The sequence below is a fragment of the Phyllobacterium sp. 22229 genome (genome assembly GCF_052056495.1).
GTDB classification, from domain to species: Bacteria; Pseudomonadota; Alphaproteobacteria; order Rhizobiales; family Rhizobiaceae; genus Phyllobacterium; species Phyllobacterium myrsinacearum.
The window spans coordinates 415,411-432,921 of sequence record NZ_JBQEPA010000001.1; the positions used below are offsets into that span (position 1 = coordinate 415,411).

At 60.8% G+C, this 17,511-nt stretch carries 18 protein-coding genes; 8 read left to right on the forward strand and 10 right to left on the reverse strand.

What is annotated here, in order from left to right; genetic code table 11:
- Positions 1 to 2: 2 nt before the first annotated feature.
- Positions 3 to 1,505, reverse strand: a complete 1,503-nt coding sequence (gene gatB / locus ACTJJ7_RS02120) for an Asp-tRNA(Asn)/Glu-tRNA(Gln) amidotransferase subunit GatB (RefSeq protein WP_440965038.1) — start codon at positions 1,503 to 1,505, stop codon at positions 3 to 5.
- A 201-nt stretch (positions 1,506 to 1,706) separates the two neighbouring features.
- Between gatB and ACTJJ7_RS02125 the strand changes: the two genes are divergently transcribed.
- The gene (locus ACTJJ7_RS02125) at positions 1,707 to 2,342 is read left to right on the forward strand and encodes a cysteine hydrolase family protein (protein ID WP_440965040.1); all 636 of its coding nucleotides are present in this window, start codon (positions 1,707 to 1,709) and stop codon (positions 2,340 to 2,342) included.
- 555 nt (positions 2,343 to 2,897) lie between these two features.
- On the opposite strand, the gene ACTJJ7_RS02130 is transcribed toward ACTJJ7_RS02125, so the two are convergent.
- Entirely contained in the window at positions 2,898 to 3,545 is a 648-nt protein-coding gene (locus ACTJJ7_RS02130; RefSeq protein ID WP_440965042.1) for a TetR family transcriptional regulator, read from the reverse strand.
- Between the two features lie 107 nt (positions 3,546 to 3,652).
- On the opposite strand from ACTJJ7_RS02130, the gene ACTJJ7_RS02135 reads away from it, so the two are divergent.
- The 5 genes from ACTJJ7_RS02135 to ACTJJ7_RS02155 all read left to right on the forward strand — a co-directional run bounded on the left by ACTJJ7_RS02135 (position 3,653) and on the right by ACTJJ7_RS02155 (position 6,489).
- Entirely contained in the window at positions 3,653 to 4,513 is an 861-nt protein-coding gene (locus ACTJJ7_RS02135) for an NAD(P)H-binding protein (RefSeq protein ID WP_440965043.1), read from the forward strand.
- 1 nt (position 4,514) lies between these two features.
- Positions 4,515 to 5,000 carry an anthrone oxygenase family protein gene (locus ACTJJ7_RS02140; protein ID WP_105732629.1) on the forward strand — a complete coding sequence of 162 codons (486 nt, stop codon included), beginning with the start codon at positions 4,515 to 4,517 and terminating at the stop codon, positions 4,998 to 5,000.
- A 137-nt stretch (positions 5,001 to 5,137) separates the two neighbouring features.
- Positions 5,138 to 5,452 carry an ArsR/SmtB family transcription factor gene (locus ACTJJ7_RS02145; RefSeq protein ID WP_105732628.1) on the forward strand — a complete coding sequence of 105 codons (315 nt, stop codon included), beginning with the start codon at positions 5,138 to 5,140 and terminating at the stop codon, positions 5,450 to 5,452.
- Complete coding sequence (locus ACTJJ7_RS02150; protein WP_440965046.1) at positions 5,449 to 5,829, forward strand: SRPBCC family protein; 381 nt, start codon at positions 5,449 to 5,451, stop codon at positions 5,827 to 5,829. The genes ACTJJ7_RS02145 and ACTJJ7_RS02150 overlap by 4 nt, the downstream gene beginning before the upstream one ends.
- Positions 5,830 to 5,865: 36 nt before the next feature.
- Positions 5,866 to 6,489 (forward strand): ATP-dependent Clp protease proteolytic subunit, encoded by a 624-nt coding sequence (locus ACTJJ7_RS02155; RefSeq protein WP_440965048.1) that lies wholly within the window; start codon positions 5,866 to 5,868, stop codon positions 6,487 to 6,489.
- A 9-nt stretch (positions 6,490 to 6,498) separates the two neighbouring features.
- Here ACTJJ7_RS02155 and ACTJJ7_RS02160 read toward each other — a convergent pair whose 3' ends face one another.
- Positions 6,499 to 7,140, reverse strand: coding sequence for an HD domain-containing protein (locus ACTJJ7_RS02160; protein WP_105732625.1), 642 nt, complete (start codon positions 7,138 to 7,140; stop codon positions 6,499 to 6,501).
- Positions 7,141 to 7,255: 115 nt separating this feature from the next.
- On the opposite strand from ACTJJ7_RS02160, the gene ACTJJ7_RS02165 reads away from it, so the two are divergent.
- On the forward strand, positions 7,256 to 8,209 hold the full coding sequence (locus tag ACTJJ7_RS02165) for a GlxA family transcriptional regulator (protein ID WP_440965050.1): 954 nt from the start codon (positions 7,256 to 7,258) through the stop codon (positions 8,207 to 8,209).
- A gap of 212 nt (positions 8,210 to 8,421) precedes the next feature.
- Entirely contained in the window at positions 8,422 to 8,679 is a 258-nt protein-coding gene (locus ACTJJ7_RS02170) for a YjhX family toxin (protein WP_105732623.1), read from the forward strand.
- 90 nt (positions 8,680 to 8,769) lie between these two features.
- Here the strand turns inward: ACTJJ7_RS02170 and ACTJJ7_RS02175 are convergent, their stop codons facing one another.
- The 7 genes from ACTJJ7_RS02175 to ACTJJ7_RS02205 form a co-directional block, all read right to left on the reverse strand.
- On the reverse strand, positions 8,770 to 10,014 hold the full coding sequence (locus ACTJJ7_RS02175) for a Y-family DNA polymerase (RefSeq protein WP_130270618.1): 1,245 nt from the start codon (positions 10,012 to 10,014) through the stop codon (positions 8,770 to 8,772).
- A gap of 129 nt (positions 10,015 to 10,143) precedes the next feature.
- Positions 10,144 to 11,934: a single-stranded-DNA-specific exonuclease RecJ gene (gene recJ / locus ACTJJ7_RS02180; RefSeq protein ID WP_440965053.1), complete on the reverse strand. Its 1,791-nt coding sequence runs from the start codon at positions 11,932 to 11,934 to the stop codon at positions 10,144 to 10,146.
- 71 nt (positions 11,935 to 12,005) lie between these two features.
- A complete protein-coding gene (locus ACTJJ7_RS02185) occupies positions 12,006 to 12,647 on the reverse strand; it encodes a hypothetical protein (protein WP_440965055.1) in 642 nt (213 codons plus the stop codon).
- A gap of 151 nt (positions 12,648 to 12,798) precedes the next feature.
- Positions 12,799 to 13,788, reverse strand: coding sequence for a class II fructose-bisphosphatase (glpX, locus tag ACTJJ7_RS02190; protein WP_105732619.1), 990 nt, complete (start codon positions 13,786 to 13,788; stop codon positions 12,799 to 12,801).
- Positions 13,789 to 14,005: 217 nt separating this feature from the next.
- The gene (locus ACTJJ7_RS02195) at positions 14,006 to 14,668 is read right to left on the reverse strand and encodes a VOC family protein (RefSeq protein WP_440965057.1); all 663 of its coding nucleotides are present in this window, start codon (positions 14,666 to 14,668) and stop codon (positions 14,006 to 14,008) included.
- A 163-nt stretch (positions 14,669 to 14,831) separates the two neighbouring features.
- Entirely contained in the window at positions 14,832 to 16,148 is a 1,317-nt protein-coding gene (locus ACTJJ7_RS02200) for a homoserine dehydrogenase (RefSeq protein ID WP_130270610.1), read from the reverse strand.
- A 75-nt stretch (positions 16,149 to 16,223) separates the two neighbouring features.
- Positions 16,224 to 17,441 (reverse strand): LL-diaminopimelate aminotransferase, encoded by a 1,218-nt coding sequence (locus ACTJJ7_RS02205; RefSeq protein WP_105732616.1) that lies wholly within the window; start codon positions 17,439 to 17,441, stop codon positions 16,224 to 16,226.
- Positions 17,442 to 17,511: the final 70 nt, after the last annotated feature.

Here is a 17,511-nt window from a genome sequence, read left to right on the forward strand (position 1 = left end):
CTTTAATCGACAATCCCGAGTTTTGCCTTGACCAGATCGCTGACAGCCTGCGGATTTGCCTTGCCACCAGTGGACTTCATCACCTGCCCGACAAACCAGCCGGCCATGGTGGGCTTTGCCTTCGCCTGCTCGACCTTATCAGGATTCGCGGCAATGACATCATCGACAGCTTTCTCGATGGCGCCGGTGTCGGTTACCTGCTTCATGCCGCGCTCTTCAACCAGCGCCCGCGGATCGCCGCCCTCATTCCAGACAAGCTCGAACAGGTCCTTGGCGATCTTGCCGGAAATCGTGCCTTCCCGGATCAGATCGATAATCCCGCCAAGCTGGACCGGCGATACGGGGGATTCCTCGATGCCCTTGCCCGCCTTGTTCAGCGCACCGAGCAGATCGTTGATCACCCAGTTGGCGGCAAGCTTGCCGTCGCGCCCTTCAGCCACGGCTTCGAAATAATCGGCAATTGCCTTTTCCGTCACCAGAATGGATGCGTCATAGACCGACAGACCCAGCGCCGAGACAAGCCGCGCCTTCTTGTCGTCGGGCAGTTCCGGCAGATCGGCGCGCAGTTCGTCCACATAGGCCTGCTCGAATTCGAGGGGCAGAAGGTCAGGATCGGGGAAATAGCGGTAGTCGTGCGCCTCTTCCTTGGTGCGCATCGAGCGCGTCTCGCCCTTCACCGGATCGAACAGGCGCGTTTCCTGATCGATCGATCCGCCATCTTCGAGAATGGCGATCTGGCGGCGGGCTTCGTAGTCGATCGCCTGGCCAACAAAGCGGATCGAGTTGACGTTCTTGATTTCGCACCGGGTGCCGAACGCACCGCCGGGACGGCGCACGGACACGTTGACGTCGGCGCGCATGGAGCCTTCATCCATATTGCCGTCGCAGGTGCCGAGATAGCGCACGATGGTGCGCATCTTGGTCAGGTACGCCTTGGCTTCGTCGGCCGAGCGCATGTCCGGCTTGGAGACGATTTCCATCAGCGCCACGCCGGACCGGTTCAGGTCCACATAGGACATGGTGGGGTTCTGGTCGTGCAGGGACTTGCCGGCGTCCTGCTCCAGATGCAGACGCTCGATGCCGATTTCGATATCTTCGAACTGGCCCTTGTTGTCGGGTCCGACGGAAATGAGCATCGTGCCTTCGCCGACGATGGGCTGCTTGAACTGCGAGATCTGGTAACCCTGCGGCAAATCCGGATAAAAATAGTTCTTCCGGTCGAAGACCGATTTCAGGTTGATCTGCGCCTTCAGGCCAAGACCGGTCCGAATCGCCTGGCGCACGCACCATTCATTGATGACGGGCAGCATGCCGGGCATGGCGGCGTCGATAAGTGACACATTCTCGTTGGGTTCGGCACCGAACGTTGTCGAGGCACCGGAGAACAGCTTCGAATTGGATGTGACCTGCGCATGAACTTCCATGCCGACGACAATTTCCCAGTCGCCTGTGGCACCGGAAATGAAACGCTTGGGTTCGGGCGTACGGGTATCAACGAGAGTCATGCTGGGCTGTCATTCCTGGCTAAATTTATCTGTCTACTGGCTAGTCGAAACAGCCCCTTGAGGCAAGTGTTTCTCCATCTTGCGGCCGCGCGATTGCGCAAATGCGCCGCTTCGGCCTGTTTTTCCGGCGCAGCAATGCTACCGTTGATTCTCGCTGGCGGTGATCGGGAGAGGATCGCCGGAGACATTCGGAGGATATTCATGCAGAACATCAATGGTCTCGCCATTCCTGAGACTCTTGCCGAAATGGTCAGGCCCGAGACAACGGCGCTGGTCGTTTATGACATGCAGGTCGGCATATTGCAGCAGATGCAGGACGGCGGCGCCATTCTCGGCAAGGTGCTGCAAACCCTCGAGATCGCGCGTTCCGCCGGTATCCGCATCTTCTTCATGCGCCATATGTCCCTGCCGAAAAAGATGGCCGGCGTGTTTCAATTCAAGCAGATGATGGCCTGGCAGCGCAAGACATCCGCCAGCGATGTCGAACCGTGGTTCCTGCGCGACAGCCCCGGTTTTGCGCTTGCGCCGGAACTTGATGTTCGCGAGGATGAAGCCATTCTCGACAAGATCACCTTCTCGGCGTTCGAAGGCACGCCTTTGGCGATCGCCATGCGCGACTGCGGTCTGAAGAGTTTCATCATCTGCGGGATAGCGACAGAGATCGGTATCGACCCGACGGTTCGCCACGGCGCCGATCTTGGCTTTGTTCCGGTTGTCCTGACCGATGCCTGCGGCGGCGGCCACGCGGAAGCGGCAGAGCGGTCGATGGCCAACCTTGCCTATATGGGTGATGCGATGCTGTGCACGGTCGAGGAACTCTCAGCAGCGGTTCGATAGGCCAAGGGATACAAAGTGCGTGGTTCTGTAGCACTCTCTCCCCGTTGCCACGCCCGCAAATGCGTCTGGCTGTTGAAAGAGGAGAATGACGGGCGGTCCTTGGAACGCGGGTCTTGGGGTAGTCTATATGCGATGCTTGCGATCCAAGGACCACCCGCCCCGGCGTTTTCAAGTTTTCACCCGATGTTTCACCATTGGGCCAAACCTCCCCGGCCGCACAGGTTTTCCTCCCTGCATGGCCAAAGCGCCGATCCTTTCCCGACTTTCGAAAGTTTCCGGAAGCATTCCCGCCGGAAAGGACGAGGAGAAGGATAACTTGGGTTGGGAGAACGTGGATAAGTTTCACCCCAATTATTTTTCACCCCCCTCTGGGCTGCCGCCCATCTCCCCCACAAGGGGGGAGATCAGCTGTCATTGCTGTTTCAGCTAATCTTCAACATTGAAGATAGCGCAAAGGCGTTGATGCCAATGTGATCTCCCCCCCTGTGGGGGAGATGGGCGGCAGCCCAGAGGGGGGTGACAATCAGACAAAGGCTTAGCGCATGAATGCCTTTTCTAACCCGCCAGCATTTCCCGCAACACCATCCGCTTGAACGTCTCGACCAGCGCATCGCCTTCCCCGCGCTCGACGGAAATCGCAAGGTGCATGGTGGCCTGCCCCAGATGCATGATCAGGAAACTCGAGCTTTCCAGCCACGCCCTGTCCGCCGCCGGGTTGATGCGCAAACGCGCCGCGGCAAGCACGGCGCCATTCAGCCGGCTGTCATGCAGATCGATATCGCGCAGCGCCTTGTCCGCCTGCGTTCCCGACCAGATGTCGCGCATGACGGGTTCCGCCAGAAACATCGCGTGATACGTATCGATCAATTCGGCAAAAGATGTCTGCAAGTCCTTCATATCACTGACATTTTGCAGCGCGTCCGCAATGCATTCGCGCCCCAGTGCATTGTACCTTTCCGCCAGAGTCCCGATGATCGACCCCTTGTCCGGAAAGTACTGGTAGAGCGACCCGATCGATATTTCCGCCATCTGCGCCACGTCGCTCATGCGCATGGCGTCGCTGCCGCCCGTGGCGATGAGCGTCGAGGCACAGGACAGGATGCGTTCCACCCTCTCCTTGCTGCGCCGCTGCGTCGGCTCCTTGCGCGGCATGGTGGCTTCCCTGTCGCCGGAGGCAGGCACAACAGACGCAATCTCGTTCATGGGCAGGATCTCCAGGGTTCTCAAATTCCGCTTGACTCGCAGAATATGAGGATTTATCACATATTGCAAATGTGAGGATTACTCATATTTGCACAAGGGAGATCATCATGACCAGCAGCAACAGCATATCGACAGCAAAACCCATTCTCATCGTCGGCGGTACGGGCAAGACCGGACGCCGCGTGGCGCAACGGCTCACCGCGCAGAATGTGCCTGTGCGCATCGGTTCGCGCAGCGGCAACCCGGCCTTTGACTGGGAAGACCGCAACACATGGCTTCCCGCGCTTGATGGCGTCAAAGCCGCCTACATCACCTATTATCCGGACATTGCCATTCCCGGTGCCACACAGACCGTCGAGGCATTCGCGCGGCTTGCCGTGGACAATGGCGTGAAGCGGCTCGTGCTCCTGTCGGGGCGCGGCGAGCACGAGGCCCAGCGTGCCGAAACGGCATTTCAGCAGTCCGGCGCCGACTGGACCATCGTCCGCGCCAGCTGGTTCGCCCAGAATTTCAGCGAAAACGTCATGCTGGCCTCCATCCTTGCCGGCGAACTCGCCCTGCCGGTCGGCGATGTGGGCGAGCCGTTCATCGATGCCAACGATATCGCCGACGTGGTGGCGGCAGCGCTGACGGACGATCGCCATATCGGTGAGCTCTATGAGGTCACCGGGCCGCGTCTCTTGACTTTTGCCGATGCCACGGCAGAAATCGCCAGCGCCGTCAAACGCGATATTCGCTATGTGACGATCACGCCGGAACAGTTCGCGCAGGGGTTGGCCCAGGAACAGCTTCCGCCCGAGATCGTCGGCCTGCTCAATGAGCTCTTCACCCAGGTGCTTGACGGGCGCAACGAATATCTCGCCGATGGCGTGCAACGGGCGCTGGGCCGCGCCCCGCGTGACTTCTCGCACTACGTTCAGGAAACAGCAGCAACCGGCATCTGGTCCGGTATTTCGGAGGGACAGTAACATGTGGCTACCTATTCTCACCCTTTTGGCCGCCCTGGGAAGCGGCCTGATGGCAGGGTTGTTCTTCGCCTTTTCAAGCTTCGTCATGGCGGCGCTGGCAAAACTGCCAGCCGAACAGGGTATCGCCGCGATGAACTCGATCAACGTGACGATCCTCAATTTCTCATTCTCCCTGGCCTTTTTCGGCACGGCGGCGATCTGTGTCGTCCTCGGCGTGGTCAGCGTCATGCGCTGGGGTGAATCCGGATCGCTGGCCCTGCTTGCGGGCAGCGTGCTTTTCCTCGTCGGCACCATCATCGTCACCATGGTGTTCAACGTGCCGCTCAATGACACACTGGCTGCAATCAGCCCGACAAGCGCCGAAGGCGCGAGTGCATGGACAACCTATCTGAATGGCTGGCTGCCGTGGAACCATGTGCGGACAGTGGCGAATTTCGCCGCCCTCGCCGCCTTCATCTTCGCCTTCGCCCAGCAGTCGCAGGCTTGAAGCATCCGGCAAGCTGAAGCGTTCATCCGCTCTGCCCATACAATGAAACCCGGCCGTCCCACGGCCGGGTTTTTGCTTTGCAGAGTTCTCGTAAAATCACACTTGCGACTCACATAAGTCTGTGCTTATGTATTGGCATGTCCGAAGTCGATATATTCAAGGCCCTTGCCGACCCCACCCGCCGCGCCGTGTTTGAACGGCTGGCCGATGGCGAGAAGAATGCGACCGAGCTGCGCGAGGGTTTTTCCCTGTCGCAGCCTGCGATGTCGCAGCATCTGGCCGTCCTGCGCTCCGCCGGCCTTGTTGCCGAGCAGAAATCGGGCCGCCACGTTCATTACCGGGTCAACCCCGATGGCCTTGCGCAACTGCATCAATGGCTCCACCGCTACCGCGCCTTCTGGCCGCAGCGCGTCGATGAATTGAAACAGCTTTTGAAGGAAATGGATCAATGACCAGCGAAACGGCAGAGACCGGCCCGGCACTGCGTTATGAATATGATCTGGATGCCGCTCCATCAAAAGTCTGGCGCGCGCTGACCGTGCCGGAATTCGTGGCCCGCTGGCTGCTACCCGACCCGCAGGCGCCGCAGGAGCCACCGCGCATTTCGCTTGAGGTGATCGAAGCCGATGCGGAGCGCTTTGTCCGCTATTCCATGCGCGAAGACAACGATACCGTGCCGGACAGCATCGTTACCTTCCGGCTCGATCCCAATGGCTCCGGCGGTACGATTTTCAGCATCGTGCATGAGCCTGTTGTCGCGGTGATGCCCCAGGGCCGCACCGCCGCCAATGGCAATGCGCCGCCGACGACCATGCGCCTCGCCGCTTAAACACACAGAAATACAACTGATGAAGGAGTGTTCGCCATGCGCGACATGATGCAGCTCGTCCCTATAGTCGTGGAACAATCCAGTCGCGGCGAACGGTCGTTCGATATTTATTCGCGCCTGCTCAGGGAGCGCATTGTCTTCCTGAACGGCCAGGTGGAGGACGGCATGGCAGCGCTGATCTGCGCGCAACTGCTGTTTCTCGAATCCGAAAACCCGAAAAAGCCGATCTCGATGTACATCAACTCGCCCGGCGGCGTCATCACCTCGGGCCTTGCCATCTATGACACGATGCAGTTCATCACCTGCCCGGTCGCCACGCTGTGCATGGGCACGGCGCGCTCCATGGGATCGTTCCTGCTGATGGCAGGCGAACCCGGCCACCGCGCCGCCCTGCCCAATTCGAGCCTGCATGTGCACCAGCCGCTCGGCGGTTTTCAGGGCCAAGCTTCGGATATTTTCATTCAGGCGCAGGAAATGGCGGTGGTCAAGCAGCGCATGACCCGGCTCTATGCCGAGCACTGCGGCCGCACCGTGGAAGAGGTCGAGAAAACCCTCGACCGCGACCATTTCATGACCGCGCAAGAAGGCCTCGACTGGGGCCTTGTCGACACGATCATCAGCAAACGCGACGGTCATCCGCTGCAGCTGACAAAAGACTGAGGCAACCGTTCAGGCCTTCCAGTGCGAGCAGCGGATCACCTCGCAGAAATTGCCGCGATGGAAATGCGGATCCTTGTCCGCCAGCACATCGGCCTTGACGTTGCCGAATGTCGTCTGCGGCTTGTGCTTGATGCCGTCATAGAAGGCCTGAATGATATCCTCCTTGAAATGCGCGCTGCGCGGGAAAGCTTTCACCACGGCCTCGCGCTCCGCATCGCTATAGTGCCTGTAGGTCAGGCCCAGCACATCCATTTCCACGCCCGCGGTCACCAGCGCCACCACCGGATGCATATGCTGCGGAATACCCGGCGTCGTGTGCAGGGCAATTGCCGTCCACACCGTGTCGATATCCGCCTGCGCAATGCCGTGGCTGCGCAGAAAATCCCGCGCCGCATTGGCGCCATCGACCTCGAAGCGCTCATCGGCGCTGGAATGCCGATGCGTGAGGCCCATGTCGTGGAACATGGCGCCGGTATAGAGCAGCTCGGGATCGAATGTCAGACCTTTCTGCTGCCCGGCAATGGCGCCGAAATAATAGACGCGGCTCGAATGGTTGAAGAGCAGTTCCGAAGCCGTGTCGCGCACCAGCTCCGTCACACCTCGCGCCAGTTTCGTGTCGGGAATCCTGATGCCGCCGATGGAAATGGACATATCGCTTTCTCCTTTGTCTCGGGAGTTTTACCCTACCGGGCGCAGCTCATGGCAGCAATTGACGCAATACGGCTAATTCTGCCATTATGCGACCTCAAGTGCCACGGAGCGGGATATGCGGATCATCACCCTATTGGCCATGCCCGGCGTCCAGCTTCTCGACGTCTCCGGCCCCATGGACGTGTTTGCCGAAGCCAATGTGCAGGCGGGCCATACGGAATATCAATTGCTGGTGGCGGGCGCCGAGGCCGGTCCGGTCAGCAGCTCTTCCGGGGTGCGGCTGCTGCCGGACCGCTTAATGACCGATGCCCGGCCTGATATCAGCGACACCGTTCTGGTTGCCGGCTGCCCGCATGCGGCGGATATCCGCCTGACTGGGGCGCAGCGGCAATGGCTGCGGGACGCCTGTCTTCAGGCGCGGCGCTTTGGTTCGGTCTGCAGCGGCGCTTTCCTGCTTGCAGCCGCCGGACTTCTCGATGACAGGCGGGTGACGACGCACTGGGCCATGGCGGATGCGCTCGCGGCGGCCTATCCCGCGCTGCGGGTGGATGCCGATGCGCTGCATGTGCGCGATGGACCTGTGCGCACGGCTGCGGGCGTCACCGCCGGTCTCGACATGGCGCTCGCCCTGGTCGAAGAGGATCTTGGCCGGGATATCGCCCTGAAAGTCGCCGCGCAGCTGGTGATGTTCTTCAAGCGTCCCGGCGGACAGATGCAGTTCAGCCGCCGCGGCGAAGCGGAACCGGGCGGACGTTCCGCCCTGCAGGAGGTGCAGCGCTGGGTTATCGCCCGCCCTGCGGAAGACCATTCCGTCGCGAGCCTTGCGCAGCGGGCCGGGCTCAGTCCGCGCCATTTTGCCCGCATTTTCCAGCAGGAAGTGGGCATGACACCGGCAGCATGGGTGGAAACGGCGCGCATCGATGCCGCGCGCAAGCGCCTCGAAGACAGCCACCAGCTGCCGAAGCAGGTCGCAGCCGAATGCGGCTTTGCCGATGCCGACACGCTGCGCCGCGCCTTCATGCGCCATGTCGGCGTAACGCCGGCAGAGTACAGGCGGCGGTATCTGTAGCGGTGCGGCGCGCCGCACTTTGACATCGCCGTTTTCTTCTTTTATACGGCTCATCCACACCGATGGAGTGTTTATGTCTAACCAGTCTGAGTCCCTCTAAAGCCCCAGCTTCTTTGAAGGTTGGGGCGTGAAAACAGGAGCCCCGCGCCAAAGTTCTTTGGCAGCGGACGTGTTCTCATGGGCTTTTGCCCGTTTTCCCAGGACTTGGATCAATGGATATTTCGCGCGACGAACAGCGCATACTTCACCTGCTCGCCCAGGGCGGCAAAATCTTGCTTGAAAAAGATGAGCGCAAGGCCATCACGGATATCATCTGCCTGACCCGCGATGGTTCCCGCTACACCGCCTGCGACATCAGGCTCTTCCGCAAGCTCAAACAGAAAAAGGCCATCGCCTCATCAGGCGGCGGCCCCTACCGGGTGACCCGGCGCGGCCTGCAACTGGTCCGCTCGGAGCTGGACAACCGGTAATGGCATGGCCGGCGGCGTGGAAACACGCCGCTGGTTTTATGCAACGGGTTTCCACAAACCATGCACAATGGCGATGCAAATATTGCCTCCTCAAAAATCTTCCGGTTCCGGAATCCGCCCGAAAGCGATCTTGGAGCCGATGTAATTGCCGGGACCGGTCGTCAGCCCGAGATTGAGGGCCTTGGAGCCATGGCGCACCCGCACCTTGTCGAGCAGGTCCGAAACACGTTCCCATTGGCCTCGCTGCTCGGTCATCCCTCGCGTATCGAACAGATCAAGGCTTGCCTCCGTCTCGCCGGAAAGATCGTGCAGCACGACGGTGACCGAATTGACCTTCTTCATTTCACCCGCCTTGACCAGGTTCTCATGCAACCCATTGAGGCAATTGAGAAAACTATGATCATCCCGCGCCGGGCGGAACTGGCCTTCCACTGTCACACGGCTATCCCAGCGCGTGCCCACGGTATAGCTGAGCGCCCCGGCACGGTAATGCGATCGGCGCAAACGCCGCGCCGCACTGAGGCACAGCAGCCGCGCGCATTGCAGCACCTTGTCGGGCGCGCGCCAATCCGGCGGCAGATTGCGGCCGTGACCGAACATGCGCTTGACGGTCTCCGGCTTTTCCACGGCATAGCCATGCAGTGCCGCGACGAAACGCTCGCCTTCCACACTGTTCCAGATCGCACGGGCATGTTTGGGCGCCAGCGCCCAGAGACCACGCACATCGTTCACGCCGGACTGCCCGAGGCGCTGTTCCATTCCCTTGGAGATACCCGGCAAATCCTTCAGGCGAAGGTCGAACAGCCGTCCCGGCAGGTCGTCATGGCCGAGCACCACGCAGCCATCGGGCTTGTCCATCTCAGCGGCGATCTTGGCAAGCAGCTCGTTGACGGAAACGCCGATCGAACAGGTCAGCACCGCGCCCATTTCCTCGTGCAGCGCCCGCTTGATGCGCGCCGCCAAGCCGTGCGGGTCCCTGGCTTCGGAGGCCAGCAGCGTGCACGCCACCTCGTCAATCGAGCGCACGGCGGCAATTGGCACGCAGGTCTCGATGGTCGACAGAATCCGGTTGTGCAGCTTCACATAGACATCGGGCCGCGCTTCCAGAAACACAATATCCGGGCAGAGTTCGCGCGCATCGCGCACCGAGGTGCCTGTCTTTATGCCGAAGGGTTTTGCTTCGCGGCTGGCGGCAATGACGCTTGTATGCGGCGAATCCAGCGGTACCACCGCGACGGGCCGGTTGCGCAGCGCCGGATTGAGCTGCTGCTCGGCACTGGCAAAAAAGCTGTCAAAATCCAGATAGAGCTTTTCCAGATGGGTTGGTTTACGCATGGGCCACGGGGTCTGTTCTCGTTGCAGAATGAGAACAAAAATAGAACATACAGCCATTCAATGCAAACTGAATCAGAAAATGCCGCAATCCCTGCTGACACCGGGCTGTGGAGCCTCAACAGCGAGGGGTCAGGCCCGCGCCGCATCCATGATGCGGAACTGCGTGGTTGTCGAGCCGTTCCAGTGGTTCAAGGCCAGATTGCCCGCCACATGCATGGATTGGCCGAGATTGGCGAAGAGGAAATCACCCAGCGGCCCGCCCGTTGCACGAAAGGCAATGGCGTTGATGCGCTTGCCGTCGGCACCCGCCAGCGTCGCCTTGACATGGTTCGTGCCGACAGTGCGCGCATCGACGAGCCGGTGGTGCGGCAATGCCAGCACCGGTTGCGGATGGCCGGAACCAAACGGCCCCGCCCGTTCCATGGTCTCGTAGAGCGGCACCGTCGCGCCGGATGCGCTGAGCGCTCCGTCAATGGCCAATGACTGGTTCGCGCGCAGCTGGCCAACCATTTCGGCCGCCTGCTCCTCGAAGAAGGCCCGCAGCGCGCCCATCTTGCCGCGCTCCACCGTGATGCCGGCCGCCATGGCATGGCCGCCGCCTTTGACCAGCAGCCCGGCATCGACGGCGCTGCGCACCAGTTTTCCCAGATCAAACCCGCTGATCGAACGGCCGGAACCGCTGCCGGTTCCATTGACGTTGAAGGCGATGGCAAAGACCGGGCGCCGCGCCCGCTCCTTCAGCCGGGCCGCGATCAGGCCGACAATGCCCGGATGCCAGTCGTCGCTGGCGGTCACCAGAACGGCAGGTCCGCCGCCGCTCGACATTTCCAGCATGGCTTCGGCTTCCGCCTGCTCCAGCATGATGGTTTCCATCGCCTGCCGCTCGGTGTTGAGCCGGTCGAGTTCGGCGGCAATCCGCGCCGCCTCGTTCGGATCATCCAGCGTCAGCAGCCGCGCACCGAGCCCGGCATCGCCGATGCGCCCGCCCGCATTGATGCGCGGACCGATGAGATAGCCGAAATGAAAGGCGCTGAGCGGTTCGCCAATGCGCGAAACCCGCGCCAGGGCGGCCAGCCCGGCATTCTGCTGCGCCCGCGCGACGAGCAGGCCCTTGACCACGAAGGCACGGTTGAGTTCCTTCAGCGGCACCACATCGCACACGGTGGCAAGCGCCACCAGATCGAGCATCGACAACAGATCAGGCGCCAGCGTTCCCGTCGCAATGCGCTGCGCGCGCAAGGTGCGCAGAACCTGCACCAGGGTGAGGAACACCACACCGGCTGCGCAGAGATGGCCCTGCCCGGACAGATCGTCCTCGCGGTTGGGATTGACCACCGCCGTGGCTGCGGCAGGCAGCTCGCCGCCGACCTGATGATGGTCGAGCACCACCACATCGGCACCCGCTTCGCGCGCAGCCTCGATGGCCGCCGCACTGTTGGTGCCGCAATCCACCGTCACGATCAGCGAGGCGCCGTTCTGCGCCAGTTCGCGCATGGCCTGCGGATTGGGCCCATAGCCCTCGAAAATCCGGTCGGGGATATAGATATGGTTGGCAACGCCGTAATGGCTGAGAAAGCGCGAGAGAATGGCCGACGAACAGGCGCCATCCACATCGTAATCGCCGAAAATCGCCACCTTTTCGTGCTTGCCGATGGCCTGTGCGATACGAGCGGCTGCCTTTTCCATATCGGTCAGCGATGCGGGATCGGGCATCAGGCCCTTGATGGTCGGGTCCATGAAAGCGGGCGCATCGTCAACGCCGACGCCGCGCCCGGCGAGAACGCGGGTGACGAGATCGGGAAAACCATGGTTCTGCGCCATGGCGAGCGCAATATTGGCTTCACGCGGCCCCAGCCGGTCAATCCATTTCAGACCGGTTGCAGAATGTTCAACGCCGAGGAAAAGCCGTTCTGGTGCCATGCAAGGGTTCAATCATCCGGCAGCGCCGAATGCAATGCTCCGAACGATCTATCCGGTGCACAAACCCGCAATTACTGTGGGGCCGCCGCGGGCGCAGCCTGACCATTGACCGGCGGCGTGCCCAGATCATTCATCGTCGTGGCAATCGAGGTCGCAAAATCGGCAAGGCTGCGCTCGGCCGCGTCCTTGCTGCCCTTGGCATAGTTGGCGGCGGGCTGGATCAGCAGATAGCGGCTGTGCATGCCGACCACGCAAACCAGGAAGGCGTGCTTCTCCTGTGCCGCATCGGCGGTCACGCACGGCATGGCCCGGCCGGCGCTATAGGGCAGCGTTGTCTGCACCGCGATTTCACCGGGCTGGGTCGAATGGTACTGGGTGGCCTTTTCAAAGAGATCGCGCACGACGGGATCGTCGGCACCGTCCTTGATCGGGTAAGCGGCATCCTTGTTGCTGGCCCGCACGCCCGCCATCGTGACCGTCGCCCTGGCGTCAACGGCTTCATACTCGGCCGTCACGGTGAAATCCTGCGGATTGACGCTGTGTTTGACCAGCGTAAAGGGTCCGACCATCTGCGGAAACCGGTCGGCAATCGAATTGGAACGATAACCTTGAATGAGATCAAGGTAAGGGTCCTGCGCAAAGGCACTGGTCAGCGGGCCCAGAAGAACGAGCGTTGATACAAGGCAACCGGTTATTTTCGTTCGGATATTCATGGCTGTTCCACCGATCTGAACTCCCGCTGTGAAAATACCTCAAAAAGCATGGCCTCAATAGGGCATTTCCTATTGAGGCATGAACGCAGTTAATAAAATGCCCTGCGGATCAGCTGACCCGCAGGGCAAAAAGTGATTTGGTTCAGGCGACTTACTGGAACTTCGTCATATCCTGATGCTTCGCCTTGATCTCGCGCACGGTCTGCGAATGCGAGCGCATGACGATCGTGTGGGTCTGGATGTAGTCGCGCGCGAACTTGACGCCGGAGAGCATGTTGCCATCGGTAACACCCGTGGCCGCGAACAGCACATCGCCCTTGGCCATTTCTTCCATGGTGTAGATCTTCTTCGGATCGCTGATGCCCATCTTGGCGGCGCGGGCAATCTTGTCATCGCTGTTGAGCTGCAAGCGGCCCTGCATCTGGCCGCCGATGCAGCGCAGAGCCGCTGCGGCAAGAACGCCTTCCGGGGCACCGCCGATGCCGATGTAGATATCGATGCCGGTTTCGTCGGGATCGGTCGTGTGGATCACCCCGGCGACGTCGCCATCACCGATGAGACGGATGGAAGCGCCGGTTGCACGCACTTCCTCGATCAGGCGCGCATGGCGCGGGCGGTCCATGATGCAGGCGGTGATTTCATTGACCGGAACGCCCTTGGCTTTGGCCACAGCAGCAATATTTTCTGCCGCAGGCGCGTCGAGCTGGATGATACCGGCGGGATAGCCCGGTCCGACGGCAATCTTTTCCATGTAGACGTCGGGCGCGTAAAGCAGGTTGCCCTTTTCGGCAATGGCGATGACGGCGAGCGAGTTGGGCAGGTTCTTGGCGCAGATGGTGGTGCCTTCAAGCGGATCAAGCGCAATGTCGACCTCGGGGCCTGTGCGCGTGCCGACTTCCTCACCGATGTAGAGCATCGGCGCTTCGTCACGCTCGCCCTCGCCGATGACAACGGTACCGCTGATGGGAAGACGATTGAGTTCCTGGCGCATGGCATCCACGGCGGCCTGATCGGCGGCCATTTCATCGCCGCGCCCGCGCAGACGTGCGGCGGCAACGGCGGCACGCTCGGTCACGCGGACAAGCTCAAGGGTCAAAATACGGTCGAGGCCCATCGAAGTCTGGTCAGAAGTTTTCGGCATAATCTATCCTGCGTTCGTGTGGGAGTTACCCTTTTGCGGATCAACAGGGCACTTCCTAGCATTGCTGTGCAAACCTTTTGTCAAAGTCGCAGAGCAGCGGCAAGACCCCGCCGGCAGGAAAGTGCCTTCACCGAAAAAGCTAATCGATTAAACGGGGTAGCTACCGTTCACGAAGCAATACAAGCCTTTTACAAACGGTCATATGCGGCAGGGAAAACTACAGGGATACCAGCGTCGTCCATTCGGAGAGCGAACTGGTGCGGGCGCGCACGGGCGCATCGATCCCGATCATTAGCGGCGCCCGCGCCGCATGCCTGTCAAGCGTGGGAAACCACAGGCGGTTCCTGTCGACAAGGATCAGCAGGCCATCCGTATCGCCCGCCGGGGCAAAGGCCTTCGTCTGCGGCGGGAAAGCCGGCAGGCCGAAATCCGCCGCCAGCGCATCGATGGTTGCCTTGACGTTGTCGACGGCAAAGCCAACCTCGGCAATGGAAAAGGGCTGCAACCCGACAAATGGCAGCCCGCTATACTCATCATGGGCAATGTACTCCAGGATGATGCCTTCCGGGCCGATGAAATAGAGCGAGCGCGAGTGCCAGCCATCCGGCCCGCCGACCACATCTGAATCGCCGACGGAAATCAGCGTGGCGCGCTTGCTCAGCCAGTCCCTGATCCGGCCGAATTTCGTCGGCGCAATGCCAAATGCCAGGTGATGCACACCGCTGAAAGCCTCGCCCTTTTCCATGATGAGACGGCTGTAACCGATGGTTACCGCCGCATGTCCGGCATGCTCGTCGACGGGAAACTGCAATACGTCGCGATAGAAGGCCGCAGCGGCGGCCAAATCCTGCACGGTGATGCGCGCGGAGAGAATTTTCATGTCCTGGATCCCTGGAAATCATGAGATCCGGCGACCGTAATTCCTCAACCATGGTTGAGGTCAACAGCAACAAACAATTGTTTTTTAAAATTTTATTCGGGAAAGCAAAACGCCACCCCGGTATCTCCGGGGTGGCGCTGGCTTTTCAAGAGGACCGGGCGTATCAGCCGGCGCGTTCGATGCGGATCATCTGCGGCTTATCCGTGGAATGACCATCCTTGACGATGCCCTCAAGCGCTTTCTTGACTGCCGCCTCGGTGGTTTCGTGGGTAACGAGGATGACCGTCTTGGTGGCATCCGGGTGATTCACGGCACTCTGGCGCTGGACGATGGATTCCAGCGAAATCTCATTGTCGGCCATGCGCTTGGCAATCGCCGCAAAGACGCCCGCGCGGTCATGCACGGTTAGGCGGATGAAGTATCCGCCCTCGTGCGAACGCATTTTGGCGCGTTTGTACGGAGCCAGCGCCTTTGCCGGCGTGCCGAAGACGGGGCCATGCTGAAAGCCCGGACGGCTCTTGGCGATATCGGCGAGATCACCGATAACCGCCGATGCGGTTGCCGCACCGCCCGCCCCCGGACCCGACAACAGCAATTCGCCGAGAAGATCGGTTTCAATGGCCACCGCATTGGTTACGCCATGCACCTGCGCAATCACCGATTCGACCGGCACCATGGTCGGATGCACGCGCTGTTCGATGCCGCTGTCGGTCTTCAATGCGACGCCAAGCAGCTTGATGCGGTAACCGAGTTCATCGGCGGCCTTGATATCGGCCAGCGAGATATTGCTGATCCCTTCGAGATAGATATCGTCGGCGGCAATCTGCGTGCCGAAGGCAAGGCTGGTCAGGATCGCCAGTTTGTGCGCCGTGTCATTGCCCTCGATATCGAATGTCGGATCGGCTTCCGCATAGCCGAGACGCTGGGCGTCGGCGAGGCAATCCTCGAAGGAAATGCCTTCGTCCCACATCCGCGTCAGGATGTAGTTGCAGGTACCGTTCATGATGCCGTAGACGCGCGACACGGTATTGCCCGTCAGAGATTCGCGCAGGGCCTTGATAACGGGAATACCGCCAGCCACCGCCGCTTCGAAGTTGAGCAGGACACCTTTTTCCTCGGCGATCTTGGCGAGAGAAACACCGTGCTTGGCCAGAAGCGCCTTGTTGGCGGTGACCACATGCCGTCCCGACTTGAGCGCCGCCTCGACGGCAGCGCGCGCCGGACCTTCGTCGCCGCCGATCAGCTCGATGAACACGTCGATATTGTTCGACTTGGCCAGGGCAACCGGATCGTCGAACCAGGTGGCTGACGAGAAATCCACGCCGCGATCCCGCTTGGCATCACGGGCGGACACGGCGGTGACGATGATTTCCTTGCCGCACTGACGGGTGAGCATGTCGCCCTTGTCCCGCAAAATTTTCAGGACCGAGGCACCAACAGTGCCCAGTCCGGCGATTCCCACGCGCAGCGCATCACTCATCGTTCATTTCCCTGAAGTGTTTTAGCCTGAAGCGGCGCCCGGCGGCGCCGCGAGTTCCGGTGTCGGCACGCCGCGTCAGCGGCGCGCGTTCAACGGAATGACGTTGTGCAGCTTTTCATCCGCCGTTGCAAGGAACCGCTTGAGGTTGCGGGCTGCCTGACGAATGCGATGCTCGTTCTCGACCAGCGCGATGCGGATATAGTCATCGCCATGCTCGCCGAAGCCGATGCCCGGCGCCACGGCCACATCCGCGTGCTCGATCAGCAGCTTGGAGAATTCCAGCGAGCCAAGGCTGCGGAACTTTTCCGGGATCGGCGCCCAGGCAAACATCGTCGCTGCCGGTGACGGGATATCCCAGCCGGCGCGGGCAAAACTGTCGACCAGCACATCGCGGCGATGCTTGTAAACCGCACGCACTTCCGCAATGTCGGAACCATCGCCGTTCAGCGCCGCCGCGGCGGCAACCTGAATGGGCGTGAACGCACCATAATCGAGATAGGATTTGACCCGGGTGAGCGCCGAGATCAGGCGTTCATTGCCGACGGCAAAACCCATGCGCCAGCCCGGCATCGAGAATGTCTTCGACATGGAGGTGAATTCCACCGCGACATCGATCGCGCCCGGCACCTGCAGGACGGACGGAGGCGGCGCATCGTCGAAGTAAATTTCGGAATAGGCCAGATCCGACAGAATGATGATTTCATTCTTGCGGGCAAAGGCGACCACATCCTTGTAGAAATCCAGCGATGCCACATGGGCGGTCGGATTGGAGGGGTAGTTGAGGATCAGCGCCAGCGGCTTGGGGATCGAATGACGAATGCCGCGTTCCAAAGCCGGAATGAACTGATCGTCAGGCATCGCCGGGATGGAACGGATGACGCCGCCGGACATGATGAAGCCGAACGCATGGATCGGATAGGTCGGATCGGGGCACAGCACGACATCGCCGGGCGCGGTGATCGCCTGCGCCATGTTGGCAAAGCCTTCCTTCGAGCCAAGGGTCGCCACGACCTGCGTATCGGGATTGAGCTTGACGCCGAAACGCCGCTCGTAATAGGCGGCCTGGGCGCGGCGCAGGCCGGGAATGCCTTTCGACGAGGAATAGCGGTGCGTGCGCGGGTCCTGGACGGCCTCGCACAGCTTGTCGACAATACCCTGCGGCGTCGGCAAATCGGGATTGCCCATACCCAGATCGATAATGTCCGCACCCGCCGCTCGCGCGCTCGCCTTCAGGCGATTGACCTGTTCAAAAACGTAAGGTGGCAGGCGGCGAACTTTATGAAATTCTTCCATAGGTTTGGGTCCGGTAAAAATGGGTTCAATGTGCGGGTGCGCTATACACCCAAACTGCACGGCGGTCGAG

Excerpts from the sequence above, each read along its gene's own strand:
- gatB (WP_440965038.1), bottom strand. The coding sequence starts at position 1,505 with ATGACTCTCGTTGATACCCGTACGCCCGAACCCAAGCGTTTCATTTCC.
- ACTJJ7_RS02125 (WP_440965040.1), top strand. The coding sequence starts at position 1,707 with ATGCAGAACATCAATGGTCTCGCCATTCCTGAGACTCTTGCCGAAATG.
- ACTJJ7_RS02130 (WP_440965042.1), bottom strand. The coding sequence starts at position 3,545 with ATGAACGAGATTGCGTCTGTTGTGCCTGCCTCCGGCGACAGGGAAGCC.
- ACTJJ7_RS02135 (WP_440965043.1), top strand. The coding sequence starts at position 3,653 with ATGACCAGCAGCAACAGCATATCGACAGCAAAACCCATTCTCATCGTC.
- ACTJJ7_RS02140 (WP_105732629.1), top strand. The coding sequence starts at position 4,515 with ATGTGGCTACCTATTCTCACCCTTTTGGCCGCCCTGGGAAGCGGCCTG.
- ACTJJ7_RS02145 (WP_105732628.1), top strand. The coding sequence starts at position 5,138 with ATGTCCGAAGTCGATATATTCAAGGCCCTTGCCGACCCCACCCGCCGC.
- ACTJJ7_RS02150 (WP_440965046.1), top strand. The coding sequence starts at position 5,449 with ATGACCAGCGAAACGGCAGAGACCGGCCCGGCACTGCGTTATGAATAT.
- ACTJJ7_RS02155 (WP_440965048.1), top strand. The coding sequence starts at position 5,866 with ATGCGCGACATGATGCAGCTCGTCCCTATAGTCGTGGAACAATCCAGT.
- ACTJJ7_RS02160 (WP_105732625.1), bottom strand. The coding sequence starts at position 7,140 with ATGTCCATTTCCATCGGCGGCATCAGGATTCCCGACACGAAACTGGCG.
- ACTJJ7_RS02165 (WP_440965050.1), top strand. The coding sequence starts at position 7,256 with ATGCGGATCATCACCCTATTGGCCATGCCCGGCGTCCAGCTTCTCGAC.
- ACTJJ7_RS02170 (WP_105732623.1), top strand. The coding sequence starts at position 8,422 with ATGGATATTTCGCGCGACGAACAGCGCATACTTCACCTGCTCGCCCAG.
- ACTJJ7_RS02175 (WP_130270618.1), bottom strand. The coding sequence starts at position 10,014 with ATGCGTAAACCAACCCATCTGGAAAAGCTCTATCTGGATTTTGACAGC.
- recJ (WP_440965053.1), bottom strand. The coding sequence starts at position 11,934 with ATGGCACCAGAACGGCTTTTCCTCGGCGTTGAACATTCTGCAACCGGT.
- ACTJJ7_RS02185 (WP_440965055.1), bottom strand. The coding sequence starts at position 12,647 with ATGAATATCCGAACGAAAATAACCGGTTGCCTTGTATCAACGCTCGTT.
- glpX (WP_105732619.1), bottom strand. The coding sequence starts at position 13,788 with ATGCCGAAAACTTCTGACCAGACTTCGATGGGCCTCGACCGTATTTTG.
- ACTJJ7_RS02195 (WP_440965057.1), bottom strand. The coding sequence starts at position 14,668 with ATGAAAATTCTCTCCGCGCGCATCACCGTGCAGGATTTGGCCGCCGCT.
- ACTJJ7_RS02200 (WP_130270610.1), bottom strand. The coding sequence starts at position 16,148 with ATGAGTGATGCGCTGCGCGTGGGAATCGCCGGACTGGGCACTGTTGGT.
- ACTJJ7_RS02205 (WP_105732616.1), bottom strand. The coding sequence starts at position 17,441 with ATGGAAGAATTTCATAAAGTTCGCCGCCTGCCACCTTACGTTTTTGAA.